The sequence below is a fragment of the Kingella denitrificans ATCC 33394 genome, from assembly GCF_000190695.1.
GTDB classification, from domain to species: Bacteria; Pseudomonadota; Gammaproteobacteria; order Burkholderiales; family Neisseriaceae; genus Kingella_A; species Kingella_A denitrificans.
On sequence record NZ_GL870929.1, the window covers coordinates 886,786 to 910,610 of the forward strand.

Here is a 23,825-nt window from a genome sequence, read left to right on the forward strand (position 1 = left end):
GGCGGAACGGATGCGGTCATGTCAAAAGCAGCCTGCACACCGTTGGGCAAAGTGCAGGCTGCTTTGGCATTACAAACCCAGCAGCGCGGTGTCGCCTTTGCCCTGCCGCACAAGTTCGATGCCGTCCGTCATGTCTACTACGGTGGTGGGCTCGCTGCCGCACCAGCCGCCGTCGATGATGATATCGACCGCATGGTCCAAGCGGTCTTGGATTTCGTAGGGGTCGGTCAGCGGTTCTTCGTCTTCGGGCAGCATAAGGGTGCAGGAGAGTAAGGGCTCGCCCAATTCGCGCAACACAGCCAATGCGATGGCGTTGTCGGGCACGCGCAGGCCGATGGTTTTGCGTTTGGGGTGCAGCGTGCGGTTGGGCACTTCTTTGGTGGCGGGCAGGATGAAGGTGTATGCGCCGGGCGTGGCGGCTTTGAGCAGGCGGAACTGGCTGTTGTCCACTTTGGCATAAGTGCCCAGTTCGCTCAAATCGGCGCACAAAAGGGTAAGGTGGTGTTTCAGGTCAATCTGCCGAATCGCCAAAATGCGTTCCATGGCGGTTTTGTCGCCCAAATGGCAGCACAAAACATAGCAGGCATCGGTGGGCAACACCAGGATTTTGCCTTGTTTGATTTGCCCGGCCACTTGTTTGACCAGCCTTTCCTGCGGATTATCGGGGTGAATGGCAAATAGTTGCGCCATGTGTGTTCCTTTGCTGTGCCGGCCCAAAAGCAGCCTGCACTATATCAAGCATTTGTTTTCAAATAATGTTCCATAATGGCCAGGGCGTATTGCACGGCTTGGCGGCGGATTTCTTCGCGGCTGCCGGAAAATTGGTAATGTTTCGCCCAAATCCGCTGCTTGGTGGCAAAGCCGAACCACACCAAGCCCACGGGTTTTTCCGCCGTGCCGCCGTCCGGTCCGGCAATGCCCGAAATGCTCAACGCATAATCCGATTTGGCGGCAATCAACGCACCCAACGCCATTTCGCGCACCGTTTCCTCGCTCACCGCGCCATAATGGCGCAGCGTTTCCTCGGTCACGTTCAGCAACTGCTTTTTGGCCTGGTTGGAATACGTCACGAAACTGCGCTCAAAAAATGCGGAACTGCCGGGAATGCTGGTCAATGCGGCCGCCAGCAAACCGCCCGTGCACGATTCCGCGCAGGTAACGGTCTGTTTTCTCTCGGTAAGGGCTTGGGCAATGTATTCGATTCGGCTCATTTGGGCTGTCTTCTCCATGGGTCAGGCAACTGCTTCGCTGTCAAAACTGCAAATCATCATCTTAAATTCCAAATCTTTTTCCACCGGTTTGCCGCGCATACTTTCCTGATTGGCCTGCACGAAGCGGATGTGTGTGAAATATTTGTTGGCGGAAACTTCCGGCAAAACGCCGGCCGCCTGCGGGATTTCAACCGTCAGCAAATGGATATTTTTCGCCAGGCTGGTGTGCTCGTAATTGGCTTTTTGGGTTTTGCACATCATCACACGCTGGTTGCTGCGCAAAATCTCCAGCAGCAGCTTGGTGGCGTGGTATGTCGGCATCATGACTTGGCTCCAACGCTGCAAGTCGGCGCGGCGCAGGTCTGCAGGCTGCTTTTGCCAATAATAATAGCTGGGCAATTCGACAGGTGTTGTGCCGCCCGCCATCACAATACGCTGTTTCAGCGACATCAGCCACTCATTCTCGCGGAGGTGCTGCCCGAATTTCTGCTGCACATCCTGCAAATCCTGCGATGCACGCTGGATTCTATCCAAAATATCGGGATTGTCGCGATGGCGAACGGCCTGCCGCTGCCGTTCCAATTCCTGCAAAATATCCAATTTCAATTCGGCGCGCGACGAGCACTCCATAATTTCAAACAAACTGCTCAATGCCACATGGTGCGACCATTTGTCATCACTGTCCGTGTTGTGATTGAAACGGTTAAACAGATGGTCAATCCGAATCAAACTGCGAACACGTTCAGACAAAGGGTGGTCAAAACTCAACATGAAAACTTCCTTAATGCGTGCAGTGCAGGCTGCCCTTCGGGCAAGGCGCGGTCTTTATGCGGCATCAACGGAATATCCAATGCCTTGATTTTAAAGCGACCAACGCTGCAAATAAATGCGGTGCTGCCTTTGCACTGCCTGTGATAAATCTTCCGGCGAACCTTGATTGACCAGACAATCGTCTGCCAATGCAAGCCTTTGTTCATCGCCGGCTTGGGCTTGCATAATGGCGCGAACTGCCGCTTCTGTCAAACCGTTGCGCGCCATCACCCGCTGCACGCGCGTTTTTTCATCGCACTGCACCAGCAAAACACGCTGCACCAAACGGCGGAAAACCGGGTGTTCCGCCAAGGTCGGCAGCTCGATAATGCCGTATGGCGCAGCAGTGCAGGCTGCTTTTTGCCGTTCGATTTCGCGATAAATCAACGGATGCAGAATCGCTTCCAAACGCTGGCGCGCCTGTTCGTCGGCGAACACATATTCGCGCATGGCGGCACGGTTCAGGCAGCCTGCACTGTCAATGACCGAATCGCCGAAGGTTTCCCGTATCCGGCGCAATGCTTCGCTATCCGGCGTTTGCGTCAATATTCTGGACACCGCGTCCGCATCAATTACCGGCACGCCCAATAAGGCAAAACAGGCAGCGGCCTGTGATTTGCCGCTGCCGATACCGCCGGTGAGTCCCACCCACGCTGTCATTGTTTAAAATCCCGATTTCGCCAAATACCAGGCCATGCCCCGCATCACGGAATCGTGGAACAGGAACACCACCCAGCCCGCCACGGCCAAACAAGGCCCGAACGCCATCGGCTGCTGTTTGGCCACGCGTTTGATTAAGGCCGCAACAATCCCCACAATGGCCGCTGAGAACACGATAATCGGAATGGTCGAAACGCCCAGCCATGCACCCAAAGCGGAAAGCATTTGAAAATCGCCGCCGCCCATACCGTCCACACCGCGCAGCAGTTTGTAGGTTTTGGACATCAACCACAGGCTCATATAACCCACCAACGCGCCCCAAACGGCTTGTTGCAGCGAAACGAACCCGGTCAACAGATTGAACAGCAAACCCCAACGAATCAGCGGAACAGTCAATTCATCGGGCAGCAACTGCGTATCAGCATCGATAAACGTCATCGCCACCACATATGCCGTGAACAGGCAAGCACCGACCGTGTACCACGTCCAACCGTACCGCCAAGCCACCAGCGCAAACAAAATACCGGTAAGCAGTTCGACCAACGGATAGCGGATGCTGATTTTGGTATGGCAGCCTGCACATCGCCCGCGCAACAGCAACCAACTGATAATTGGGATATTCTGCCATGGTTTTACACGCGCACCGCAATGACCGCAACGCGACGGCGGCGTTACAAGATTAAATGTCGGTAATGTTTCCACCGGTAGCCCCAAGTATTCCTGCGCCGCCTGACGCGACTCTTGATGCAGCATGACCGGTAGGCGGTAAATCACGACATTGAGAAAACTGCCGATGAGCAGCCCGAAAATAAAGGCCAAAACAATGGCTGGTACGTCCATATTTTGCTTCGATTCTATCAAGGATGGTTTCAAGATAAATTTCGCATGAATGTTGATTTCTCCATTCATGCGAAAACCCAAGCAGCCTGCACTCTAAGAATGCGGCTGCCCTTTAATAACGGTTAAGCGACTACGTTACCCAAATTGAACAACGGCAAGTACATCGCCACCAAGATGGTACCAATGATAACGCCCAGTACCACCATGATGACCGGTTCCATCAAAGAAGACAAGCTCGCTACCGCAACATCCACTTCTTCTTCATAAAACTCGGCGATTTTATTCAGCATATCGTCCAGTGCACCCGATTCCTCACCAATGGCCGCCATCTGCACCATCATATTGGGGAACATATCAGTACCGGCACCTTGCAAGCCTGAAGTCAAAGAAAGACCTTGATTCACTTTGGAACGGATGACCATCGTGGCCTCTTCGTAAATAATATTACCCGAAGCACCTGCCACAGATTCCAATACTTCCACCAATGGCACACCTGCCGTAAACAGAGTTGCTGTGGTCCGCGCCCAGCGTGCCAGCGTTGCTTTCCGTACAATGGCTCCGAAAATAGGTAATTTCAACAACCAAGAATCGACTTTTTTCTGGAATGCCGGAGAGCTTTGGTGGAATTTAATCAAACCAACCACACCACCGATCAGGCCAAGAATAATCAACCAACCATAAGCCACAAATGCGTTAGAGATATTCATCATAAACTGTGTCAATGGTGGCAATTCAGCGCCCATACTGCTGTATACCTTACCAAATTCCGGCAGTACGAACATCATCATCACAATGACCAAAACCACGGCCACCACCACAATGGCAATCGGGTAAGTCAACGCCGATTTTACTTTTTTCTTGATGGCTTGGGTTTTTTCTTTATAAAGTGCCAGCTTATCCAACAGTCCTTCTAATACACCACCTGCTTCACCTGCGGCAACCAAATTGCAATAGAACTTATCGAAATATTTTGGGTGTTTGGAAAACGATGTGCCTAAAGATTCACCTTGTTCCACATCATTGCGGATTTCCGTCAGCAATCGGGTAACAGCAGCATTACTATGGCCTTTCGCCACAATATCGAATGCCTGCATCAACGGAAGGCCAGCTTTCATCATGGTAGACAATTGGCGCGTGAACACAGTAATGTCCTGTTGCGTGATTTTTTTCTCACGGGCGCTTTTCATTTTGTTCAATTGCAAAACACGAATCTGACGGCGCGCCAATTTTTGACGTGCATCCTCTTCGTTTTTGGCAACCACCTCGCCGCGAACAATGGAATCCGTGCTTAAATTGCGGCCTTCAAACTGATAGCGGTTACCCTTTTCTTTCTTCTCCGGTCTTGCCGCTTTTTTCACAGGTGCTTTTTTAGAAGCCACCTTTCTTGCTGGTTTTCTTTCAGCCATTGTATTTCCTTATAAATAAATTATCTGTTCCAAACAACCGAAATTACTCGTTGGTTGTGGCAATCACTTCCTCTAACGTCGTAATGCCCTGCATGACTTTCAACAAGCCTGAACGACGCAAATCACACAATCCTTCTTCATAGGCGATATTCGCAATATCAACCTCAGTACCGCCTTTCATAATAACGGCTTTCATTTTTTCCGTCATCGGCATAACTTCATACAAACCTGCACGCCCTTTATAGCCTTTACCTTTGCAGGCATCGCAACCTACGGCGCGATACATGGTCCAATCTTTCGCCAAGTCCTCGTCGGTAAAGCCCGCTTGACGCAATGCCTGCTCCGGCGGACGTTCCATTGGCGCTTTACAGGCTGAACACAAGCGGCGCGCCAAACGTTGCGCCATAATCAGATTAACTGCCGATGCAATATTAAACGGCGCCACACCCATGTTCAACATACGCGACAATGTAGCCGGTGCATTGTTCGTGTGCAAGGTAGAAAACACCATGTGGCCTGTTTGTGCAGCTTTAATCGCAATATCGGCAGTGCCCAAGTCGCGAATCTCACCAATCATGATGATATCCGGGTCTTGTCGAAGGAATGCTTTCAGCGCCGCTTCAAACGTCAGGCCTTGTTTATCGTTCACGTTTACCTGGTTGATACCGGGCAAGTTAATCTCTGCCGGGTCTTCTGCAGTCGAAATATTCACATCGTCCGTGTTCAGAATATTCAGGCAGGTATAAAGCGATACGGTTTTACCCGAACCGGTAGGTCCTGTTACCAACACCATGCCGTACGGACGGTGAATCGCCTCCATAATCATCTCTTTTTGGAAATCTTCAAAACCCAATTGGTCGATATTCAAGCTGGCGGCATCGGAATTCAGAATACGCATCACGACTTTTTCGCCAAACAGGCAGGGCATGGTATTCACACGGAAGTCGATGGCTTTGGTATTTTTGGAAAACTGCAACTGGATGCGTCCATCCTGAGGTACGCGTTTTTCAGAAATATCCAGCTTCGCCATTACCTTGATACGCGATGCCAACTGGCTGCGCAATGCCAAAGGCGGCTGTACGATTTCGCGCAACTGGCCGTCGGTACGGAAACGCACGCGTGCCATAAATTCGTAAAACTCAAAGTGAATATCGGATGCACCGGAAGTGACGGCATCATGCAGGATTTTTTGGATGAAACGCGCTACCGGACCATCCTCTTCCTCTTCGCCATCCACAATCATGGTTTGCGCAGACTCTTCTTTCTGCACATCCATGCCCATTTCTTTCAACAGAACAGAGCGGTGTTGCTTTGACCAAACCATTCCAAAACGGTGCTTAACTGATCATCACGTACCACAACCAAATCGGCCGACAAACCGGTACTGAAAACCGCCTTTTGGATATTTTGCAGATTGGTCGGATCGGAAACGGCCACATACAGTTTTTTACCGCGTTTATGCAGCGGTATGCAGCGCAATTCCTGCATTTGCTCTTCGGTCAATACGTCGGGAACAATGCGCGAACGCGGGAAAAAATTCAAATCCAGCATCGGATAGTTGAAAACGTCGGAGCACAGTTGCGCCAACGCATCCGGCGTAATGATTTTGTCGCTGAACACCAGGGGCAGAATCGGTTTTTCTTTTTTAATAGCTTCTTGATATTTTGCGAGGTTTTCTTGTGGAACTAATTTTTTCTGCACCAATACGCGCAATAAGCCGACGCTCATACAATATCCTATTTCTTTGCCCAAACGGCTGCAATGCAGCTGCCGATACGGGACTATATCGTCAATAATCTTACAATTATACAAGATTATGTGTGTCTAATTAACGGAATGCAACAAATGTAAAGTTTTTGCTTCGTTCGCGTTTCATCTACACAACACAATCGCAGTGCAGGCTGCTTTTGACGCACGAAAAGAAAGCAGCCTGCATTTTTACCGTTCACGCCAATACGCTTTTTTCCGAAGCGAATACATCTTCCCACGTTTCACGCGGTCGAATCAGGCGCACCTTATCGCCCGATACCAGCACTTCTGCCGCCCTGCCGCGCGTGTTGTAATTGCTGGCCATGCTGGACGCGTATGCACCTGCGCTGCGCACCAGCAGCAAATCTCCTGCTTGGGCGGAAATCATGCGGTCGCGCGCCAAAAAATCGCCCGTTTCGCAAATCGGGCCGACAATATCCGCCAAAAACACGGGCTGCCGTTCGGAGGTTTCGGCATTTTCGATATTGTGGTATGCCTGATACAGCGCGGGTCGCATTAAATCGTTCATGGCGGCATCGACAATCACAAAATTTTTCTCTTCGCCGCGTTTCACATACTCCACGCGTGTCAGCAGCGTGCCGGCATTGCCGACCAAACTGCGGCCGGGTTCCAACACCAGCGATTGCGGCCGACCGGCCAAAAGCGTTTGCACAGCGGCGGCGTATGCGGCTAAATCGGGGCTTTGTTCGTTTTGATAAGCAATACCGATGCCACCACCCAAATCGATGTGTTCCAATACGATGCCCTGCCCTGCCAAGCGGTCGGTCAGTTGCAGCAGGCGTTCGCAGGCTTCAATTAAGGGCGACAAATCCATCAGCTGCGAACCGATGTGGCAGTCAATCCCGACAATGCGCAAATGGTGCAGGCTGCCTGCATGTCGGTATGCCTGCTCTGCGTCCGCCATGGCGATGCCGAATTTGTTGGCTTTCAGGCCGGTGGAAATATACGGATGGGTTTTGGCGTCCACATCGGGATTGATGCGCAGCGAAACCGGTGCGGTTTTGCCCAGCCGTTGCGCCACGGCGTTGATTCTGTCCAACTCGGGCAGGCTTTCCACGTTGAAGCACTTAATGCCGGCATTCAGCGCGAATTCGATTTCGACCTCGCTTTTGCCCACGCCCGAAAAAATGATTTTGTCCGCGCTGCCACCCGCCGCCAGCACCCGTGCGATTTCGCCGCCCGACACGGTATCGAAACCGCTGCCCAGCCGTGCGAAATGCCGGATGATGCTCAAATTGCTGTTGGCTTTGACGGCATAGCAAATCAGCGGGTTGAGCGCGACAAAGGCGGTTTGGTAACGCGCATAGGCCTGGGTCAGCTCGTTTTCGCTATACACATACAGCGGCGTGCCGAATTGTGCCGCCAGTTGTCCGAATTCAATATTTTCAATGGTTTTCATGCGTATTTTCCTTGGGTTTCGCTGTGTCCTGCGGCGGCGTGCGTTTGAAATCGATTCCGGTTTGGACCACGCCGAAGCGGGCATGGTCTTTTTCGCGTGGCAAATACAAATCGCCCTTGAAGCCGCAGGCGCCCACGCTGCACAGCAGTGCCATCATCATTATGTTCTTCATATCCTTTATCCCACAATAAAAAGGTGCAGGCTGCTTTTAAAACTGGCACAATATGCGCCGATTTATTTTCAAAGAGGCACACACCATGACCGAAACCGAGTTCCTGCAACATTCCGACACCTTGTTCGCCCATATCGAAAACGAATTGGACGCATACGATTTTGACTGCCTGTATGCCGGCAACGTGCTGACGATTGAAGCCGAAAACGGCACGCAGATTATCGTGAACCGCCACACGCCCAATCAGGAACTGTGGATTGCGGCCAAAAGCGGCGGCTACCATTTCGCCTATCGCGAAGGAAAATGGCTCGCCACTCGCGACAACAGCGATTTCTTTACCGTATTGAACACGGCATTGAGCGAAGCGGCGGGCGAAACCGTCTGCATTCCGCCGTTTGCCGGATAATACGACCGTTTCCAAAAGCAGCCTGCACCCCTGAAAACGAAGTGCAGGCTGCTTTTTTACCTCTTTACACGCCCTGCTTCAGGCTCGCTTCAATGAATCCGTCCAAATCGCCATCCAACACCGCTTTGGTATTGCCGACTTCATAACCCGTGCGCAAATCCTTAATGCGCGACGAATCCAGCACATACGAACGGATTTGGCTACCCCAACCCACGTCCGACTTGCCTTCTTCCAGCGCCTGTTTTTCCTCGTTGCGCTTACGCATTTCCAGCTCGAACAATTTGGCGCGCAGCATTTCTTCACAGACGCGGCGGTTTTCGTGTTGCGAGCGGCTGTTTTGCGACTGCACCACGATGCCGGTCGGGATATGCGTCATACGCACGGCGGAATCGGTTTTGTTAATGTGCTGGCCGCCCGCACCCGATGCGCGGTAAGTGTCGGTACGCACGTCGGCCGGGTTGATTTCCACTTCAAAGCTGTCGTCCACTTCGGGATATACGAACACGGACGCAAACGACGTGTGGCGTTTGTTGTTCGAATCGAACGGCGAATAACGCACCAGACGGTGCACGCCGGTTTCGGTACGCAGCAGGCCGTAGGCATATTCGCCTTCCAAACGGATGGTGGCGTTGTTGATGCCGGCAATTTCGCCGTCGTCCTGTTCCACCACTTCCACTTTGAAGCCTTTGCGCTCGGCATAGCGCAGATACATCCGCAGCAGCATGCCTGCCCAGTCTTCGGCTTCCGTGCCGCCCGCGCCTGCGGTGATGTCGATAAAGCAGTTGTTCGGGTCGGCAGGCTGGTTGAACATGCGCTTGAATTCCAAATCCGCCATTTGTTTTTCCAGCCCGGCCACATCGGCAACGATGGCGGCAAAACCGTCTTCGTCATTCTCTTCCACCACCATGTCGATGAGTTCGCGGTTGTCGGCAATGCCGTTTTCGATGTTTTCCAACGTCAATACGATGCCTTCCAACAGTTTGCGTTCTTTGCCGATGTCTTGGGCGCGCTTGGGGTCGTTCCACAGCTCCGGGTCTTCTGACAGGCCGACCACTTCTTCCAAGCGTTCTTTTTTGCCTTGGTAATCCATATAGGCGCGGATATCGGTGTTGCGTTGCGCCAGGTCGTCCAGCTGGTTGTTCAGTTGGTTGATTTGTTCGGGTTGCATATAGTTTCCTAAATTTTTCAATTAATTATTCTTATGCGGCGGTGTTTTTTAAAGTGCAGGCTGCTTTTCGGTTCAGGCAGCCTGCACGTTACCGATGATTAAAGTGCAGGCTGCTTTTTCTGCCGGCGGATGCACTCTGCCAAAGCGGGCAAATCGCGTTGCATCAAACCCGTGCCGGCGGTGCAGAAGAAGACTTTGCCGACATGGCGGTCAAAATAGCTGCGGCAGTCGTCCAGTGCCAGCCACGGCTCGTGTTCGCACAGATGGTCTTCCAGATAGCACAAAATTTCCTGTTCGCGCTCGGCAATAGGCGATGTGGCGACATATTCGGGCGTTTTGCCGACAATGCGGCCGTGGAAATCGGCGGAAAACGGCGCGCGGAGTTCTTCCAAGCTGCGGTTATGCCGCCAAGTGGACGAGACGACGAATTGGATGTCGGCAAATTCCGGCTGCCGGAAAAACGGCTCGAACACGGAAAGCTGGCTGAACATTTGCTCGGCGCGGAATGCGTGGGCGGAGTGCAGCACGCCGTCGAAATCTAAAAAAATCAGCATGGTGATGCGGCGTTTATTCGCGGTGATAAGGGTGGTTCTGCAAAATGGAGACGGCACGGTACAGTTGTTCGGTCAGCAGCACGCGCACCATGCCGTGCGGCAGCGTCAGGCTGGAGAGGCGCAACATCAGCCGCGCTTTCTGTTTGAGCGCGTCGGTCATGCCGTCCGCCCCGCCAATGACAAAGCAAACGTGTTCGCCGTCCTGCTGCCAGCGCTGCATATATTGCGCCAGTTCTACCGATGTGGGTGCTTTACCACGTTCGTCCAGCACCACCAGAAAGGCGTTGTCCGGCAGGGCTTCCAAAATACGTTTTTCTTCAGCGGCCATGCCTTGTGCGGCATTCACGCCGGCGCCGCGTTTTTCGGGTTTGATTTCTTTGAGCGTGTATTGCACGTCGCGGCCAAAGCGTTTGGCATATTCCTGCACGGCTTCGTCCACCCAGTGCGGCATTTTGTTGCCCACGGCCAATACGGTGATATTCATTCGGCTTTATTCTTCTCGGTGCAGCTGCTGCACCCAATAGGTGATTTGGCGGAGGATATAAGTGCTGGCGGGATGCTCTTCGTCATAGCTTTTCAGGCAGACGAACAGGGCTTTGCCATAAGCGGACAAGGCGACTTCGATTTGCCCTTGAGCGGCACAGTGTTCCGCCGTGAGCAGCCAGAAATCGAGCCACAACGGATGCATTTCGCCCACACAGTCGCGCAAAATGCGCTCGGCTTCGGCCAAATGTGCCTGCGCTTCGCCGTATTGCCGCTGCATATCGCAACATTCGGCCAGCCGCCATTGCGCCACGGCCACATACGGGTGCAGGCTGCCCAGTTGTTCGCGTAAAACCGCATCGGTGCTGCGCAAAACGGATTGCGCTTCGGCAACATAGCCCTGCTTGGCGTATTGTTCGGCAATTTGGGTGTAGGTATAGGCGGTTTCCGCGTGGTGCATACCGTGCAGGCGTTCGAACATGGCGGCGGCCTGCTCCAACAGCGGCAGTGCTTCCCCAAGGGTTGCAGGCTGCATGGCATTGATGTTGCCCTGCAAACGCAAGGTGTGGGCAATATCGTCGTGGTCGGCGTGTTCGCCATAATATTGGCATTGTGTCGAATACACTTCGGCGGCCTGCTCGGCGGCCTGCTGCCATTTCCCTTGGCGGCACAAGGCTCTGGCGTAATAAAACTGTGCTTTCAGCGCTTCGGTGGGTGCATCGGCGCGGTGGCGGCGGAACAGTTGGGCGCTTTGGCGCATCAGGGTTTCAAACGAGGCGTATTCGCCTTGCGCTTCGTGCCACAAGCCCAAGTTCATCAGGCAGCCTGCACTTTCCCGACTGTTGTCGCCATATTGTGCCTGCACTTGGCGATAAGTCTGCATGACGGCTTCTTTGGCTTCGTCCAAACGATATGCCGAAATCAGGCGGCGTTCATGCTGCCATTGCGCTGAAAGTTCCGTAGTGTCCATTGTCCGCGTTGCGCATCAGTTGTCGGCGGCGTGCCAGGGCTTGGTGGCGCCTGCGTGGAAAGACGGTTTTTCGCCGCCCCACAAGGCTTCGATGTCGTAAAAATCGCGCACGGCGGGCAGCATCACATGAACCACCAATTCATCGGCATCCACCAGCGCCCATTCGCCGCTGTCCTGGCCTTCGCTGCTCAAAATGGCGAAACCGGCTTCTTTCAAATCCACGGCCACATTGTTGGCCAAGGCTTTCACTTGGCGCGTGCTGTCGCCGCTGGCAATAATCATGCGCGAAAACAGCGAGGTTTTTTCGCTGGTATCCAAGACGATAATGTCTTTGGCCTTCACGTCTTCCAATGCGTTCACGGCAATATCGACCATTTTCTGTATGGCCTGCAATTCTTGTTCAGTCATCATTATTCGTTAAACTTTTGAGAAAATGGCGCATTATAGCGTATTTATATCAAAGCAGCCTGCACTTTGTTGCGGCGGGGAACGAAAAGCAGCCTGCACCTTTATTTATAGTGGATTAAAATAAAAATGAGACAAGGCGGCGAACCGCAAGGCATACAAATAGTACGTCAAGGCGAGCCAACGCCGTATTCATTGCAATTTTAATCCACTACCCGATACAGCCCGTGTTGCAGGATATACTGGCGCACGGCGGACGGCACATCGCCCGATATATCTGCGCCCGCCTGAATTTTCCGCCGTATTTCGGTGGAGCTGACTGCCATTTCCGGCGCATTCAGAAAGTGCAGGCTGCCTGCTTTGAGCGCATCGGCCGCATAATCCTGCAACACCGCAGGCAGCTGCCGCAACGACTGCCCCGGCCGCGCCGCCACAGCTATCGACACCTGCCGCACTAAAGCCTGCCAGTGTTTCCATGTGTGCAGCGTCATAAAGCTATCCATGCCCATCAGCCACCACCATTGTGCATTAGGATAAATCTGTTTGAAAATCTGAACGGTATCAATGGTATAGGTTTTCCCTTCGCGCACCAAATCCACATCGCTGGCCGCAAAACGCGCGTCCAACTCCGTGACGCATTGCACCATCTGCCAGCGGTGCTCCCTGCCCACATCGGCATGGGCTTTATGGTACGGATTGCCCGCCGGCACAAACAGCACGCTGTCCAACGCCAATTCGTCGGCAAAGGCGCGCGCCATCGCAACATGGCCGCAGTGCAGCGGATTGAAGCTGCCGCCGAAGAGTCCGATTTTCTGCATTCGATTCATTTCATTGTCAAAAAAGAAAAAATAAGCCGAACCAAGTTCAGCTTATCGGGAATCCTGCTTATTTTTCCACAAACTGGCCATACGCCATAATGCGGTCGAAGCGGCGTGTCAGCAATTCGTCCACCGGCATGTCCTGCGCGGTACGCAACTGCTCTTCCAGCACTGCTTTCAGGCGTTTCATCAGTTCGGGATAATCGCGGTGCGCGCCGCCCAAGGGCTCTTCAATCACTTTGTCCACCAGATTGAGTTTTTGCAATCGGTCTGCGGTGATGCCCAACGCGGCGGCGGCATCGGCGGCTTTTTCGGCAGTTTTCCACAGAATCGATGCGCAGCCTTCGGGCGAAATCACCGAATAAGTGGAATATTGCAGCATGTTCACATAATCGCCCACCGCAATCGCCAGCGCGCCGCCGGAGCCGCCTTCGCCAATCACGGTGCAGATAACGGGCACGCGCAGTTTGGTCAGTTCGTACAGGTTTTTGCCGATGGCTTCGGACTGGTTGCGCTCTTCCGCGCCAATGCCGGGGTATGCGCCCGGGGTATCGACAAACGTGAGCACGGGCAGGCGGAATTTTTCCGCCAAGTGCATCAGCCGCAGGGCTTTGCGGTAGCCTTCGGGGCGCGGCATACCGAAATTGCGGCGGATTTTTTCTTTGGTATCGCGCCCTTTTTGATGGCCGATTACCACCACGCTTTGCCCGTTAAAGCGCGCCAAACCGCCCACGATGGCGTGGTCGTCGCCGTAATGGCGGTCGCCGTGCAGTTCTTGGAAATCGGTACACAACGCGGCAATATAGTCCAGCGTGTACGGCCGCTGCGGATGGCGGGAAATTTGCGAAATCTGTGCGGGTGTGAGCTTGTTGAAAATGGATTTGGTCAAATCCATGCTTTTTTTCTGCAAACGGGCAATCTCATCGGAAATATCGACCGCCGAATCGTCATGCACCAGGCGCAACTCTTCGATTTTATTGTTTAATTCCGCAATGGGCTGTTCAAAATCCAAAAAAATAGGTTTCATAAAAATCTCGCAACGGTTCGGATAGGCGGATTATAACGCCTTATGCCGTATTTGGGTAATCACTCTATAAACATGTGCAGGCTGCCGCCCTATTGCCCTGCCCGACAATGGGGGCTATCATACGCCGCTTGCCCGTGTGCCGCACGGTTTCAGGCAAAAGCAGCCTGCACTTTCTATTGATATACGCACCATGAATGCCAACAACTCCAAACCCATCGGCGTTTTCGATTCCGGCGTGGGCGGCCTCACCGTCGTCCGCGCGCTGATGGAGCGCCTGCCCAATGAAAACATCGTTTATTTCGGCGACACCGCGCGCGTGCCTTACGGCGTGAAATCGCGCAACACGATTGAAGATTTCTCGCTGCAAATTGTCGATTTCCTGCTGCAAAACCAAGTCAAAGCCCTGGTGATTGCCTGCAATACGATTGCCGCCGTTGCCGGAGCAAAAGTGCAGCAAATGGCCGGCAACATGCCCGTGCTGAGCGTGATTGAAGCCGGGGCGCAGGCTGCATTGGCCACCACGCGCAACAACCACATCGGCGTTATCGCCACCAACACCACAGTGAACAGCAATGCCTATGCCCGCGCCATCCACGCCCACAATCCCGACACGCGCATCCTGTCGCAAGCCGCGCCGCTGCTCGTGCCGCTGGTGGAAGAAGGCTGGCTCGACCATGAAGTAACGCGGCTGACGGTGCGCGAATACCTGAAACCGCTTTTGGCCGACAAAATCGACACCTTGATTTTGGGCTGCACGCACTATCCGCTGCTCAAACCGCTCATCCGGCAGGAAGCGCCGCACATCGAACTGGTCGATTCGTCCACCACCACCGCCGAAGCCACCGCGCAGGCACTGGCCGCCGCGCAACTGCTCAACACGCAGCCCTGCACGCCCGACTACCGTTTCTACGTGTCCGACATCCCGCTGCGCTTCCAAACCATCGGTGAACGCTTTCTGGGCCGCAGTCTGGAACAGATTGAAATGATGCGGCTGGGCTGACCGGGCAACGCCTGCGCTTCAATGTGCAGGCTGCTTTTTCGGCAGCCGAATCTGCTTGCAAAAAGCAGCCTGCACATTTAAAATCCGATACGATTCTATGGCTTACATAGAATTACATCCCTCACGATTCATCACTGCAAAGGAAATCGATATGTTCGTCAAAACCCTTGTCACCATCGCCCTGATGGCCGCACCGCTGGCCGCACAGGCACACGGCCACCACCATTCCAAACCGCTGGCATTTGAAGAGCTGCCGCAAAACTGCCAAGCGCACTTCAAACGCGCCGAAGCCTGCTACGCCAAAGCCAGCGGCCCAACCGCCGAATTCCACCGCGGCAACACCAAAACCCTGCTCGATGCCATGCCTGCCGCCACACCGCAGCAACGCGAGCAATTATGTGCCATCGCCGACCGCGAATTTGCCGCCAAAGCCAAAGCGCTGCATTGCGAATAAGCCAAGCCGGTCAATATAAATTAAAGTGCAGGCTGCTTTTGAAGATCATCCAAAAGCAGCCTGCACTTTTATTGTATTTCGAATCAAACGTGGAAGCTTTCGCCGCAGCCGCAGCTTTCCTTCACGTTCGGGTTTTCAAATTTAAAGCCTTCCTGCAAACCGTCTTTGGCATAGTCCACCTGCGTGCCGTCCAAGTAAACCAAACTTTTCGGGTCCACAAACACTTTCACGCCGTCCTGCTCGAACACTTGGTCTTCGGGCTGGATGTCGTCCACAAATTCCAGCGTGTAGGCCATGCCGGAGCAGCCGCTGGTTTTCACGCCGATGCGGATGCCTTCGCCTTTGCCGCGTTTGGCGATGAAATTGCGGATGTGGTCGGCGGCATTTGAGGTAATCGTAATCATGGTGTTTTCCTCGTGATGATGAATGAAGTTACGGGTAGGTGCAGGCTGCTTTTGGAGGGCGTCGGCCTGCGGTTTATGCGTTTACAGGCTGGTAAAGAATGCCACAATGCCCAGTACCACGCCAGGTACGTTGGCAACGATAATCGGCCAGTTGCGCGGTTTTAAAAACAGGCCGTATGCCACCCACAGCGTGCAGTTCACGGCGGCGGCAAGCGGCTGCCACGGCGAGCCTTTCGCGCCGGCCAGATTGGCTTGGATTTGCGGGATATAGGCCACATACATGCACACGGCGGTGATGGTGGCGACAACGGATAGGATTTTAATGGATTTTTCGTTCATGATTTTTCCTTTCGAGGATAGTTTAAATTTGAATGATAACAGGTTTTGACAGTGCAGGCTGCTTTCGGCGCATTCAGGCTGCCTGCCGCCGCTTTGCCCAATCCACGGCAGCCTGCATGGCGGCGCGTGCCTGCGGGCTGTTTTTCCAGCAGGTGCTGCCGGTGAGCGCCGCGCCCTGTTGCAGCATATCGTCCACATCGGCGACGGCGAGCTTGGCCACGTCGTCCAAGCCCATTTGTTGCAGGCGTTGCAGCACGGTTTTGCCGATGCCTTTTTCGGCGAGCAGTGATTGGGTTTCTTCTTGGCTGAACATAGGTTTGCTCCTTATTCGTGTTTCGCAGGGCTTGGGGTGCAGGCTGCCTGCAACGGCTTATTGCCCCTGCGGCGTGATGATATGCACATCGCGCTGCGGGAACGGGATGTTGATTTTGGCGGCGCGCAGGTTTTCCACCACCTGCTCGTTCAGCCCGAAGCGGAACGCGCCCAAATTGGCTTCGTTCGTCCATGCCCACAGCGTGATTTCAATGGCGCTGTCGCCCAGATTGGTTACGTGTGCCACGGCTTCCCTGCCCGCTGTCTGCACGCATAACGGGTGTTCGGTGGCGGCTTTCAGCACGGCGGCTTTGGCGGCCTTCAAATCACAGGCGTAATCCACACCCACCACCACTTGGGCGCGGCACAGCGGGTCGGAAGAGCGGTTCACGATGCTGTTGCTCATCACCACGCTGTTGGGCAGGATGACTTCTTCGTTGTCCGGCGTGTGCAATGATGTCTGTACCATTTTGATTTCGCTCACCGTGCCTTCAAAGCCGTTCACTTTGATGAAGTCGCCCACTTTGAACGGGCGGAACAGGATAATCAGCGCGCCGGCGGCGAAGTTCGACAGTTGGTCTTTCAGCGACAGGGCCACCGCCAAGCCCGCGCCGCCGATTAAGGCGGTAACCGATGTGGTGGGGATGCCAAGTTTGCCCAGCGCGGCGATGATAACCAAGATAAGCAGGCCGACATTAGCCACGTTGCCGAGGAAGCTGACCAGCGTCCTGTCCACTTTGGCGCGGGTCAGCGTGGCCTTCATCAGGATGACGAGATAGGTAACAATCCATTTGCCGATAAGGAAAATGGCCAGCGCGGCCAGCAGGTTGGTGCCGAACGACATACCGATTTCGGCCAGCCGCTGCCAACCGGCAATGGATGAAAACTGGTCGAGGTTGATGTCCATATTGCCCATAATATATTACTACTCCATTGATGTGTATTGAAATTTTTTGGTGCAGGCTGCTTTTTATCCGCCCGTATAGGGATTTCAGCCTTCGTATTTCGTTATCGAGATTTTGCCGTCGTCGTATTCCGCCAAAAACACCGCGTCGACCTCTTCAATGCCCTGCGCTTTCAATTCCGCCAGCAGCCAGTCTTCGTCTTTGTCAATCATTTCCAGCGTGGCGTGCTGGATGCTGCCGTCCGTAACCAGCGGATATTTCGGATTTTCTTCGCCGAATGAGGTTACGATGAGCTGACCATCCTGCTCAAGGATGGCCTGTTTGACATCTTTCACCGTATAAATGCCCTGCATCCGCAGCTTGAACGCCAAATCGTTGGCCGAAAGGCCTATTTTACGCGCCGCCACCACATCGATTTTGCCGCGCGAAATCAGCAACACAGGCCGCCCGTCCACCAGCCGTTTGACCAGGCTGTTGTGTTTTTTCAGCCAGCGCAGCGACAGCACCGCCGCAAACCAAATCGCCAAAATCAGCATGAATACGGGCACGGAAATATCGGAATTGTAGATAACGCCGCCGACAATCCCGCCGAGCACATAGTTCTGCACTTGGTCGGTGGCGGAAGCGGGGGCGAGGTTGCCCTTGCCGGTCAGGTTGATGACCAACACCAGAGCCAGCAGGCCGAGGACAAGTTTCAGGGCGACGATGATGTAAAACATGGTGTATGTGTACCTTCGTAAAATTTTATTTTTTATAGGGCAAAGAAGTGCAGGCTGCTTTTGGGCATTGTTTTCCCGTTTTAAAAGCAGCCTGCACTGTTTATTTTTAAAATTTGCGCTTTCAGGCTGCCTGAAAACGCCCTGCCTACGCGCCGCCGTCCAACGCCAGCCGCATCACCGACACGGTTTCGCCGTTGTGCGGCCGCGTTTCGATTTCGTGCCAGCCGTATTTGGCGTACACCGCCTGCACGTCGGGCGTGTAAAGATAGAGTTCGGGCAGGCCGAGCCGCCGCGCTTCCAGCAGGGCGTGTTCCACCAGATGCCTGCCCACGCCGCGCCCGCGTGCTTCGGGCAGCACGAACACGTCGCCCAGCCAGTATTCGTATTGCGGCAGTGCGGCGATATCGTGCCGTTTCAGCGCGGCCGAGCCGAGCAGCCGCCCGCCGTCCACCGCCAGCCAGGCAAGCGGCAGGTCGTTGCCTTCCAAGCAGCGGGCGTAATAGGCGCGGATTTTTTCCACGTTCTGCCACGGAGCGAAGTCGTGCCATTCGGCGTGCAGGGCGTGCGCGAGGGTGTCGATGTGCTGCGGCTGTTCCGCCAGCGGGACGATGTTTATCGGCAAAATAGCCTCCAAGGGTGCAGGCTGCTTTTTGGGCTTTCGGACTGCCTGAAAATCATTAGGCAGTGAAGCGGTCATACACGGCATCGATGTCGGTGCAGGCACGTTGAACTGCTGCCTCCCAGTCGCCTGCCGTGCCTTCGGCATAAACAGTATCCACCGAAGCGAAGCCTAAGAAACCGCCGAGCAAGGTTTTCAGGTAGCTTGAAGCGAAATCCATCTGAGCCATCGGGCCTTCGGAATAAACGCTGCCGCTGGCCTGCAACAGCAGTACTGTGTGCGCGCCCATCAAACCTTGCGGCGCGCCGTCTTCGCCGTAGCGGAAGGTTTCACCGGGCACAACCAGATTGTCCAGCCAGTCTTTCAGGCGGGCGGGAATGCCGGAGTTATACATCGGATAGGCGATAACGAGGCGGCGGGCGGATTTCACTTGCTCCACCACCGACATCAACCGCGCCAGCAACGCCGCCTGTTCCGCGTTCGGCTGCTGCCTTTGGAACACGGTGGCGATAAACATTTCCACCGCGGCCTTGTCCAACGGCTGGATGTCGGTTTCCGCCAGATTGACGGTTTGCACGCTGCCTGCTGGCAGCTTGGCCAACAGGTGGGCAACCATGCGATTGGTGGCGGACATAGATGAATGCGGATTGGGATGGGCGTTAATAATCAGAGTATCGGTCATTTTGAATACCTTTCTGTAGGTTGAAAAAACTGGGTTGCTATGGATTTATCGGTTTCAGGCTGCCTATTTCAGCTGGCTGTCCTTGCTGCCGCGCCGGTTGTAGGCAGCCTGAAAACGCTGTTGTTTGTCCGCTTCTTCTTGGCAGGCAATACACAACTGCACGCCGCGCAGGGCACGGCGGCGGGCTTCGGGAATCGGCTCGCCGCATTCGGCGCATTCGCGGGCACTTTCGCCAGAGGGTAGGTTTTGCCGGGCGGCGGCGAGCGCGTCGTCCAAATTGGCGTCGATTTGCGCCTGCTCCGCGCCGTCGGGCGCCCAGCCGCCGGCCATGTTATACGCCTTTTTTCTTTTTGTAGTCCGCCACGGCGGCTTTCACCGCGTCTTCCGCCAAAATCGAGCAGTGGATTTTCACAGGCGGCAGTTCCAATTCTTCGGCGATTTCGCTGTTTTTAATCGCCAGCGCGTCGTCCAAACTTTTGCCTTTCACCCATTCGGTAATCAGGCTGGACGAGGCGATGGCGGAGCCGCAGCCGTAGGTTTTGAATTTGGCGTCTTCAATAATGCCTTGGTCGTTCACTTTGATTTGCAGGCGCATCACGTCGCCGCAGGCGGGCGCGCCCACCATGCCGGTGCCGACGTCGCTGTCGTCTTTGTCGAACGTGCCGACGTTGCGTGGATTTTCGTAATGGTCAATGACTTTGTCGCTGTATGCCATGATGTGTTTCCTTGTATTTTTAGCAGGTTAGTAAAATTTTTGGGGTGCAGGCTGCTTTTTGCGCCTACGGGTGCGGGGTAACGGTTTCCACCTTGATTTGCCCGTCCGGCTGCTTGTGCGTGCGCACATAAGGCGCGGATGATTTCTGCGTGTGGACTTCGGGGCGCGTATCCGTGTAGTCGGGCGTGGCGCAGGCGGCCAGCGCGGTTGCGCCGATAACTGTTAAGAGCAGGTGTTTCATTTCAGGCTGCCTTTAAATTTTGCACGCACCGCCTTCGCAGCCGTCGTCGTTTTCGGAATCGACACCGCCTTCCACGGTAACGCCGTCAAAGTTTTCGAAGAGCGCGTCCAAGTTGTCGAAATCGTCTGTGGTTTGGTCGTTCATGGTTATTCCTTTGTGTGTGCAGGCTGCTTTGGGGCGGGGCAGCCTTGCCCGCGTGGGTATCTGAATATGCCGTCAGGTGCAGGCTGCTTTTCAGGCCGCCTGAAAATAAATTTTCAACTTAAATCAAATACCTGTATCGTTAAAACCGTTTCGGGCGGCAGGTCGCGCAGCAATTCGGGGCCGCGCAATTCCAAAGGGCGGTAGCCGTACGACTGCATCAGCACGGTTTCGCCCTCGTCCGTTTCCATGAACACAGGCATGAAGTTGCTGTGCGGCACATCGCCCTTCGGTGAGATTTTGCCGTCCAGCAGCCACGGGGCGATGTGTTTCGCCTGCGTTTGGTACACATTGGGATAGCCGCCGTTGTTTTCGGTCTGCTCGGCGTGCCCTGCTTGACAAAGTTCGTCCAGCCAGTCCGCGCCGCCAATGCCGCACTCCCACAAGGCGATGAGGTGCGGCTCTTGCCTGTCCGCATCGCTAAAAACGGTTATCTGCCAACCGAGCATAGTTTGCTCCTTGTGTAATTGGTTTATCGGGTGCAGGCTGCCTGAAACGGCCTCACAGCCCATGTTTCCACGGCACTTCTTCGGCTTGGCCGTTTTGAATCCGCCACCATTTCTGGTTAGTGGTGGCGCTGCCCAGCCCGCCCAAATCTGCCTGCCAACGCCCTGTTTTCAGGTAATCCAGCAGCGGCAGCAGTTCGTTGCGGTATGCCAGCGTGTCGATTTCGCATAAATCCAGCCCGGTATAAAGGCAGGTTTTCAGGCCGTTCTGCTTGGCCAGCGCCAGATGTTGCAGCAGGGAGCGGATGTGCCATTCGCCACCCAAAAACAGCACGCAGGAAACCATATTGCGGTATTTGTCGATTTGCTGTTGCAGGTATTCCGCCGTCAGTTCCGTTTTGTGCGGCTGCCTGGCGGTTTCGCTCCAGCTGTCCGCGCTATGGCAGCCTTTGCACATCAGCGGGCAGCCTGCAATCAGAAACGACAGGGCGATTTCGTCCGGCACTTCCTGAAAGGTAATCTGCTCGCTAACGAACAGCAGCGGCGCATCGGGGGCAACGCCGCCCCCGAACGGCTGCACAAACTGCGTTTTATGCACGGTGGTAGTGCCGCATGGCGTGTTCTTTGCGCCGCGCCCTGCTGAACGAAGACACGCGTTTCAGGTAGCCGATGACCCTTGTGGCGTGGTCCACGTTTTCCGTGCCGCACGAAGGGCAGCGGTACAGCGTGCGCTTGTCAATGTGCCCGCATTCGTTGCAGATAGTGGTGCGGACGTTGATGCAGAAATAGTTGCACCCCGTTTTCGCCGCCACATTGACCAGTTTCTTGTAACCTTCCTGCGTCAGTTTTTCGTCCAGATTCAGGTGCAGCGCGGAACCGCCGTCCAAATAATCCACCAGTTCCCTGCCGTGCAGCAGGAATTTGTCCAGCGGATTGATAAATTCGTCTTCCACCACATAGAAATAGGAATTGTAGCAGTCGCGCTCTTCTTTCACGCTGTAACCATCTTTTTTGTCCCACTTCGCGTTTTTCGCGCCCAAGTTTTCGGCCGGCACGAATTCGGTATTGAATTTGTAGCCGTATTTTTTGGCGGCTTCCTGATTGGCGTGGTAGATGATTTTCAGTTTTTCCTGCACGAATTTGACGTATTCGTCGTTGTAGCCGACATGGATGCCCTGCGATTCCGCCGCTTCCACCATCCCGTTAATGCCGATGGTCAGGAATTGTTTGTCCAGCGTGATGAATCCCGCATCGTAAACAGGCAGCAGCCCGCCGGCTTTGAATTCTTCCATGATTTTGCGGTAGGCCACCTGATATTGGTGGATTTTTTCCACTTCCGTCGCCAAATCGCGCCCGTCCTGCACCAAACGGTTCATGTTGAGCGTAATCACGTTAATCGAACCCGTTGCCACGCCGCCCGCACCCAACGTGTAGGAAAAGGTTTTGTCGGTGATTTCGTTGCGCAGGCGGCAGCACGAAGCCAGCGAATCAGCGTTTTCGGACAGATACATGAAGAACGAGTTGCCGTTTGCCAGCTCGTCGGCCACCATGTCAGCAAATTCTTCGTCCCGGCATTGGTTTTTGTCGGTCAGCAAGGCACAGGTTACGACGGGGAACGTGAGCAAGGCTTTTTTGCGTTCTTCGTTAAACCATTTCAGGAAAAACACTTGCAGTTTTTTGACGGATTCCCATTTCGGCCGGCTGAATGCTTCGTCCGGAAAGGCGAAACTTTCAAACATCGATTCGAAATAATATTGGTCGTAAATGGAAATATTCCAAAATACGGACTGGTAATTGCGCGCGGCGGCAGGCTGGTTGATGGTGTACACCACCTGCTGGAAATAGCCCGCCAGTTGCGCGCCGACGGTTTTCCGTGCGATTTCGGTGCCGCTGCCGAATGCCGGATTGGCGGTTTTCTCGGACAGCCTGTCCATATAGTCTTCGCCGAACTCTTTGCGGGCGAAATAGTCGAAATAGGCCAAAAATTCCACCGTTGCCACCGCACCGGCAAACTGCGAGCTCACCGCAAATACCAGATTGACGAACGAACCGCAGAACGAAGCCAGATTTTTCGGCGCTTTGGATTCGCCGCCCAGCTGCGTGAGCCCGTTGAGCAGGAACGGATACATGGAAATGCTGGCGCAGTAGGGGCGCAGGCTGCTTTCGTCGTGTGCGTAGATTTCGTGGTTTTCCAGCTGGCGCACATATTCGTCTGCTAATTCACTGCCGAACAGTTGAGTGATTTTGTCCGTCATCAGCCTGCGGTTCACCTGGATGAAATAGTCTTTCATCAATTCGGTTTCCAGCGTGGAAATGTTTTTCAGGGTAACGTTGGCGTTAGCGTCCACCGTAGAACCGTCGGCGGGGTTGAACGCCTGTTTGTAGTTCTCGATAAAGTTGACTTTGTCCTGCAACTGGGCTTCGGACAATGAAGAAATCAACGACATTTTTAAATCCTCTTTTTTTACGAATTGCATCAACCGATATGCATCACGTCTCCTCCTTTTAGGATGGTGGCACATCTCCTCTTTTTTGGGCTGCCTGAAAGGAGAGAAGGCCGGGGATTTCAGGCTGCCCTGCTTTGGGGTTTCCCCAGCCTGTATCTGTTTTGGGTATTTCGGGGTTTGATAAAGGTTTTAAGTATGTCTTATTGTTAAAATATATTGTTTAGTAAAAGCAGGCTGCTTCA

32 protein-coding genes and 1 pseudogene are annotated in these 23,825 nt (G+C 54.1%); 3 read left to right on the forward strand and 30 right to left on the reverse strand.

Annotation, left to right across the window (positions count from 1 at the left end):
* Nucleotides 1-69: 69 nt before the first annotated feature.
* From HMPREF9098_RS04405 to lptM, 9 genes and pseudogenes are all read right to left on the reverse strand, one after another.
* Nucleotides 70-690 (reverse strand): L-threonylcarbamoyladenylate synthase, encoded by a 621-nt coding sequence (locus HMPREF9098_RS04405; RefSeq protein WP_003782385.1) that lies wholly within the window; start codon nucleotides 688-690, stop codon nucleotides 70-72.
* Nucleotides 691-734: 44 nt separating this feature from the next.
* On the reverse strand, nucleotides 735-1,211 hold the full coding sequence (gene pncC / locus HMPREF9098_RS04410) for a nicotinamide-nucleotide amidase (protein WP_040564260.1): 477 nt from the start codon (nucleotides 1,209-1,211) through the stop codon (nucleotides 735-737).
* A 21-nt stretch (nucleotides 1,212-1,232) separates the two neighbouring features.
* Nucleotides 1,233-1,982 (reverse strand): cell division protein ZapD, encoded by a 750-nt coding sequence (gene zapD, locus HMPREF9098_RS04415; RefSeq protein ID WP_003782389.1) that lies wholly within the window; start codon nucleotides 1,980-1,982, stop codon nucleotides 1,233-1,235.
* A gap of 90 nt (nucleotides 1,983-2,072) precedes the next feature.
* Nucleotides 2,073-2,681, reverse strand: coding sequence for a dephospho-CoA kinase (gene coaE / locus HMPREF9098_RS04420; protein ID WP_003782391.1), 609 nt, complete (start codon nucleotides 2,679-2,681; stop codon nucleotides 2,073-2,075).
* Nucleotides 2,682-2,684: 3 nt separating this feature from the next.
* Complete coding sequence (locus HMPREF9098_RS04425; RefSeq protein WP_040564261.1) at nucleotides 2,685-3,521, reverse strand: prepilin peptidase; 837 nt, start codon at nucleotides 3,519-3,521, stop codon at nucleotides 2,685-2,687.
* A 122-nt stretch (nucleotides 3,522-3,643) separates the two neighbouring features.
* The gene (locus HMPREF9098_RS04430) at nucleotides 3,644-4,927 is read right to left on the reverse strand and encodes a type II secretion system F family protein (RefSeq protein WP_003782394.1); all 1,284 of its coding nucleotides are present in this window, start codon (nucleotides 4,925-4,927) and stop codon (nucleotides 3,644-3,646) included.
* Between the two features lie 43 nt (nucleotides 4,928-4,970).
* A pseudogene (gene pilB, locus HMPREF9098_RS04435) lies at nucleotides 4,971-6,655 on the reverse strand (type IV-A pilus assembly ATPase PilB).
* 217 nt (nucleotides 6,656-6,872) lie between these two features.
* On the reverse strand, nucleotides 6,873-8,096 hold the full coding sequence (gene lysA / locus HMPREF9098_RS04440) for a diaminopimelate decarboxylase (protein WP_003782402.1): 1,224 nt from the start codon (nucleotides 8,094-8,096) through the stop codon (nucleotides 6,873-6,875).
* Nucleotides 8,083-8,268, reverse strand: coding sequence for an LPS translocon maturation chaperone LptM (gene lptM / locus HMPREF9098_RS04445; RefSeq protein ID WP_003782403.1), 186 nt, complete (start codon nucleotides 8,266-8,268; stop codon nucleotides 8,083-8,085). Before lptM ends, lysA begins: the two co-directional genes overlap by 14 nt.
* Nucleotides 8,269-8,353: 85 nt before the next feature.
* Between lptM and cyaY the strand changes: the two genes are divergently transcribed.
* A complete protein-coding gene (gene cyaY, locus HMPREF9098_RS04450; RefSeq protein WP_040564715.1) occupies nucleotides 8,354-8,674 on the forward strand; it encodes an iron donor protein CyaY in 321 nt (106 codons plus the stop codon).
* Between the two features lie 64 nt (nucleotides 8,675-8,738).
* Here cyaY and prfB read toward each other — a convergent pair whose 3' ends face one another.
* From prfB to HMPREF9098_RS04485, 7 genes are all read right to left on the reverse strand, one after another.
* A complete protein-coding gene (prfB, locus tag HMPREF9098_RS04455) occupies nucleotides 8,739-9,842 on the reverse strand; it encodes a peptide chain release factor 2 (protein ID WP_003782406.1) in 1,104 nt (367 codons plus the stop codon).
* 98 nt (nucleotides 9,843-9,940) lie between these two features.
* A complete protein-coding gene (locus HMPREF9098_RS04460) occupies nucleotides 9,941-10,396 on the reverse strand; it encodes an HAD domain-containing protein (protein ID WP_003782407.1) in 456 nt (151 codons plus the stop codon).
* 13 nt (nucleotides 10,397-10,409) lie between these two features.
* The gene (gene rlmH / locus HMPREF9098_RS04465; RefSeq protein WP_003782409.1) at nucleotides 10,410-10,880 is read right to left on the reverse strand and encodes a 23S rRNA (pseudouridine(1915)-N(3))-methyltransferase RlmH; all 471 of its coding nucleotides are present in this window, start codon (nucleotides 10,878-10,880) and stop codon (nucleotides 10,410-10,412) included.
* A 6-nt stretch (nucleotides 10,881-10,886) separates the two neighbouring features.
* Nucleotides 10,887-11,849, reverse strand: a complete 963-nt coding sequence (locus tag HMPREF9098_RS04470; protein ID WP_003782411.1) for a tetratricopeptide repeat protein — start codon at nucleotides 11,847-11,849, stop codon at nucleotides 10,887-10,889.
* Nucleotides 11,850-11,864: 15 nt separating this feature from the next.
* The gene (gene rsfS, locus HMPREF9098_RS04475; protein ID WP_040564262.1) at nucleotides 11,865-12,257 is read right to left on the reverse strand and encodes a ribosome silencing factor; all 393 of its coding nucleotides are present in this window, start codon (nucleotides 12,255-12,257) and stop codon (nucleotides 11,865-11,867) included.
* Nucleotides 12,258-12,457: 200 nt separating this feature from the next.
* Entirely contained in the window at nucleotides 12,458-13,072 is a 615-nt protein-coding gene (nadD, locus tag HMPREF9098_RS04480; protein ID WP_003782415.1) for a nicotinate-nucleotide adenylyltransferase, read from the reverse strand.
* A gap of 67 nt (nucleotides 13,073-13,139) precedes the next feature.
* Nucleotides 13,140-14,099, reverse strand: a complete 960-nt coding sequence (locus HMPREF9098_RS04485; RefSeq protein WP_003782416.1) for an acetyl-CoA carboxylase carboxyltransferase subunit alpha — start codon at nucleotides 14,097-14,099, stop codon at nucleotides 13,140-13,142.
* Nucleotides 14,100-14,289: 190 nt separating this feature from the next.
* Here HMPREF9098_RS04485 and murI point away from each other — a divergent pair, with 190 nt between their 5' ends.
* Together murI and HMPREF9098_RS04495 are read left to right on the forward strand one after the other, a co-directional pair.
* Complete coding sequence (murI, locus tag HMPREF9098_RS04490; protein WP_040564263.1) at nucleotides 14,290-15,099, forward strand: glutamate racemase; 810 nt, start codon at nucleotides 14,290-14,292, stop codon at nucleotides 15,097-15,099.
* 151 nt (nucleotides 15,100-15,250) lie between these two features.
* The gene (locus HMPREF9098_RS04495; protein WP_040564264.1) at nucleotides 15,251-15,553 is read left to right on the forward strand and encodes a hypothetical protein; all 303 of its coding nucleotides are present in this window, start codon (nucleotides 15,251-15,253) and stop codon (nucleotides 15,551-15,553) included.
* Nucleotides 15,554-15,636: 83 nt separating this feature from the next.
* On the opposite strand, the gene iscA is transcribed toward HMPREF9098_RS04495, so the two are convergent.
* The 14 genes from iscA to nrdD all read right to left on the reverse strand — a co-directional run bounded on the left by iscA (nucleotide 15,637) and on the right by nrdD (nucleotide 23,574).
* Nucleotides 15,637-15,957: an iron-sulfur cluster assembly protein IscA gene (gene iscA, locus HMPREF9098_RS04500; protein ID WP_003782420.1), complete on the reverse strand. Its 321-nt coding sequence runs from the start codon at nucleotides 15,955-15,957 to the stop codon at nucleotides 15,637-15,639.
* 81 nt (nucleotides 15,958-16,038) lie between these two features.
* Nucleotides 16,039-16,296 carry a SemiSWEET family transporter gene (locus tag HMPREF9098_RS04505; RefSeq protein WP_003782421.1) on the reverse strand — a complete coding sequence of 86 codons (258 nt, stop codon included), beginning with the start codon at nucleotides 16,294-16,296 and terminating at the stop codon, nucleotides 16,039-16,041.
* Between the two features lie 73 nt (nucleotides 16,297-16,369).
* On the reverse strand, nucleotides 16,370-16,609 hold the full coding sequence (locus HMPREF9098_RS04510; protein WP_003782422.1) for a Rossmann-fold NAD(P)-binding domain-containing protein: 240 nt from the start codon (nucleotides 16,607-16,609) through the stop codon (nucleotides 16,370-16,372).
* Nucleotides 16,610-16,666: 57 nt separating this feature from the next.
* A complete protein-coding gene (locus tag HMPREF9098_RS04515; protein ID WP_003782423.1) occupies nucleotides 16,667-17,524 on the reverse strand; it encodes a mechanosensitive ion channel family protein in 858 nt (285 codons plus the stop codon).
* Nucleotides 17,525-17,599: 75 nt separating this feature from the next.
* The gene (locus HMPREF9098_RS04520) at nucleotides 17,600-18,232 is read right to left on the reverse strand and encodes a DUF421 domain-containing protein (protein WP_003782424.1); all 633 of its coding nucleotides are present in this window, start codon (nucleotides 18,230-18,232) and stop codon (nucleotides 17,600-17,602) included.
* Nucleotides 18,233-18,377: 145 nt separating this feature from the next.
* Nucleotides 18,378-18,848, reverse strand: a complete 471-nt coding sequence (locus HMPREF9098_RS04525; protein ID WP_040564718.1) for a GNAT family N-acetyltransferase — start codon at nucleotides 18,846-18,848, stop codon at nucleotides 18,378-18,380.
* Nucleotides 18,849-18,909: 61 nt separating this feature from the next.
* Nucleotides 18,910-19,533, reverse strand: coding sequence for an FMN-dependent NADH-azoreductase (locus HMPREF9098_RS04530; protein ID WP_003782426.1), 624 nt, complete (start codon nucleotides 19,531-19,533; stop codon nucleotides 18,910-18,912).
* A gap of 63 nt (nucleotides 19,534-19,596) precedes the next feature.
* Nucleotides 19,597-19,863: a DksA/TraR family C4-type zinc finger protein gene (locus HMPREF9098_RS04535; RefSeq protein WP_003782428.1), complete on the reverse strand. Its 267-nt coding sequence runs from the start codon at nucleotides 19,861-19,863 to the stop codon at nucleotides 19,597-19,599.
* A 1-nt stretch (nucleotide 19,864) separates the two neighbouring features.
* The gene (gene iscU / locus HMPREF9098_RS04540) at nucleotides 19,865-20,248 is read right to left on the reverse strand and encodes a Fe-S cluster assembly scaffold IscU (RefSeq protein ID WP_003782429.1); all 384 of its coding nucleotides are present in this window, start codon (nucleotides 20,246-20,248) and stop codon (nucleotides 19,865-19,867) included.
* 64 nt (nucleotides 20,249-20,312) lie between these two features.
* A complete protein-coding gene (locus HMPREF9098_RS11690) occupies nucleotides 20,313-20,489 on the reverse strand; it encodes a hypothetical protein (RefSeq protein WP_003782430.1) in 177 nt (58 codons plus the stop codon).
* A 12-nt stretch (nucleotides 20,490-20,501) separates the two neighbouring features.
* Nucleotides 20,502-20,633, reverse strand: coding sequence for a hypothetical protein (locus tag HMPREF9098_RS12215; RefSeq protein ID WP_003782432.1), 132 nt, complete (start codon nucleotides 20,631-20,633; stop codon nucleotides 20,502-20,504).
* Nucleotides 20,634-20,746: 113 nt separating this feature from the next.
* Nucleotides 20,747-21,139 (reverse strand): hypothetical protein, encoded by a 393-nt coding sequence (locus HMPREF9098_RS04545; RefSeq protein WP_040564265.1) that lies wholly within the window; start codon nucleotides 21,137-21,139, stop codon nucleotides 20,747-20,749.
* Nucleotides 21,140-21,191: 52 nt separating this feature from the next.
* Nucleotides 21,192-21,734: an anaerobic ribonucleoside-triphosphate reductase activating protein gene (gene nrdG / locus HMPREF9098_RS04550; protein ID WP_003782435.1), complete on the reverse strand. Its 543-nt coding sequence runs from the start codon at nucleotides 21,732-21,734 to the stop codon at nucleotides 21,192-21,194.
* Complete coding sequence (gene nrdD / locus HMPREF9098_RS04555; RefSeq protein ID WP_370889896.1) at nucleotides 21,727-23,574, reverse strand: anaerobic ribonucleoside-triphosphate reductase; 1,848 nt, start codon at nucleotides 23,572-23,574, stop codon at nucleotides 21,727-21,729. Before nrdD ends, nrdG begins: the two co-directional genes overlap by 8 nt.
* Nucleotides 23,575-23,825 lie beyond the last annotated feature (251 nt).

Coding starts and splice junctions, on each gene's coding strand:
- cyaY (WP_040564715.1), top strand. CDS start 8,354: ATGACCGAAACCGAGTTCCTGCAACATTCCGACACCTTGTTCGCCCAT.
- lptM (WP_003782403.1), bottom strand. CDS start 8,268: ATGAAGAACATAATGATGATGGCACTGCTGTGCAGCGTGGGCGCCTGC.
- HMPREF9098_RS12215 (WP_003782432.1), bottom strand. CDS start 20,633: ATGAACGACCAAACCACAGACGATTTCGACAACTTGGACGCGCTCTTC.
- iscU (WP_003782429.1), bottom strand. CDS start 20,248: ATGGCATACAGCGACAAAGTCATTGACCATTACGAAAATCCACGCAAC.
- HMPREF9098_RS04520 (WP_003782424.1), bottom strand. CDS start 18,232: ATGTTTTACATCATCGTCGCCCTGAAACTTGTCCTCGGCCTGCTGGCT.
- HMPREF9098_RS04535 (WP_003782428.1), bottom strand. CDS start 19,863: ATGGCCGGCGGCTGGGCGCCCGACGGCGCGGAGCAGGCGCAAATCGAC.
- HMPREF9098_RS04505 (WP_003782421.1), bottom strand. CDS start 16,296: ATGAACGAAAAATCCATTAAAATCCTATCCGTTGTCGCCACCATCACC.
- HMPREF9098_RS04405 (WP_003782385.1), bottom strand. CDS start 690: ATGGCGCAACTATTTGCCATTCACCCCGATAATCCGCAGGAAAGGCTG.
- rlmH (WP_003782409.1), bottom strand. CDS start 10,880: ATGAATATCACCGTATTGGCCGTGGGCAACAAAATGCCGCACTGGGTG.
- HMPREF9098_RS04460 (WP_003782407.1), bottom strand. CDS start 10,396: ATGCTGATTTTTTTAGATTTCGACGGCGTGCTGCACTCCGCCCACGCA.
- HMPREF9098_RS04425 (WP_040564261.1), bottom strand. CDS start 3,521: ATGGACGTACCAGCCATTGTTTTGGCCTTTATTTTCGGGCTGCTCATC.
- murI (WP_040564263.1), top strand. CDS start 14,290: ATGAATGCCAACAACTCCAAACCCATCGGCGTTTTCGATTCCGGCGTG.
- HMPREF9098_RS04545 (WP_040564265.1), bottom strand. CDS start 21,139: ATGCTCGGTTGGCAGATAACCGTTTTTAGCGATGCGGACAGGCAAGAG.
- zapD (WP_003782389.1), bottom strand. CDS start 1,982: ATGTTGAGTTTTGACCACCCTTTGTCTGAACGTGTTCGCAGTTTGATT.
- HMPREF9098_RS04470 (WP_003782411.1), bottom strand. CDS start 11,849: ATGGACACTACGGAACTTTCAGCGCAATGGCAGCATGAACGCCGCCTG.
- HMPREF9098_RS04495 (WP_040564264.1), top strand. CDS start 15,251: ATGTTCGTCAAAACCCTTGTCACCATCGCCCTGATGGCCGCACCGCTG.
- HMPREF9098_RS11690 (WP_003782430.1), bottom strand. CDS start 20,489: ATGAAACACCTGCTCTTAACAGTTATCGGCGCAACCGCGCTGGCCGCC.
- HMPREF9098_RS04430 (WP_003782394.1), bottom strand. CDS start 4,927: ATGGCTGAAAGAAAACCAGCAAGAAAGGTGGCTTCTAAAAAAGCACCT.
- prfB (WP_003782406.1), bottom strand. CDS start 9,842: ATGCAACCCGAACAAATCAACCAACTGAACAACCAGCTGGACGACCTG.
- lysA (WP_003782402.1), bottom strand. CDS start 8,096: ATGAAAACCATTGAAAATATTGAATTCGGACAACTGGCGGCACAATTC.
- nadD (WP_003782415.1), bottom strand. CDS start 13,072: ATGCAGAAAATCGGACTCTTCGGCGGCAGCTTCAATCCGCTGCACTGC.
- HMPREF9098_RS04510 (WP_003782422.1), bottom strand. CDS start 16,609: ATGTTCAGCCAAGAAGAAACCCAATCACTGCTCGCCGAAAAAGGCATC.
- HMPREF9098_RS04530 (WP_003782426.1), bottom strand. CDS start 19,533: ATGACCGATACTCTGATTATTAACGCCCATCCCAATCCGCATTCATCT.
- coaE (WP_003782391.1), bottom strand. CDS start 2,681: ATGACAGCGTGGGTGGGACTCACCGGCGGTATCGGCAGCGGCAAATCA.
- rsfS (WP_040564262.1), bottom strand. CDS start 12,257: ATGACTGAACAAGAATTGCAGGCCATACAGAAAATGGTCGATATTGCC.
- iscA (WP_003782420.1), bottom strand. CDS start 15,957: ATGATTACGATTACCTCAAATGCCGCCGACCACATCCGCAATTTCATC.
- HMPREF9098_RS04515 (WP_003782423.1), bottom strand. CDS start 17,524: ATGGGCAATATGGACATCAACCTCGACCAGTTTTCATCCATTGCCGGT.
- pncC (WP_040564260.1), bottom strand. CDS start 1,211: ATGAGCCGAATCGAATACATTGCCCAAGCCCTTACCGAGAGAAAACAG.
- HMPREF9098_RS04485 (WP_003782416.1), bottom strand. CDS start 14,099: ATGAAACCTATTTTTTTGGATTTTGAACAGCCCATTGCGGAATTAAAC.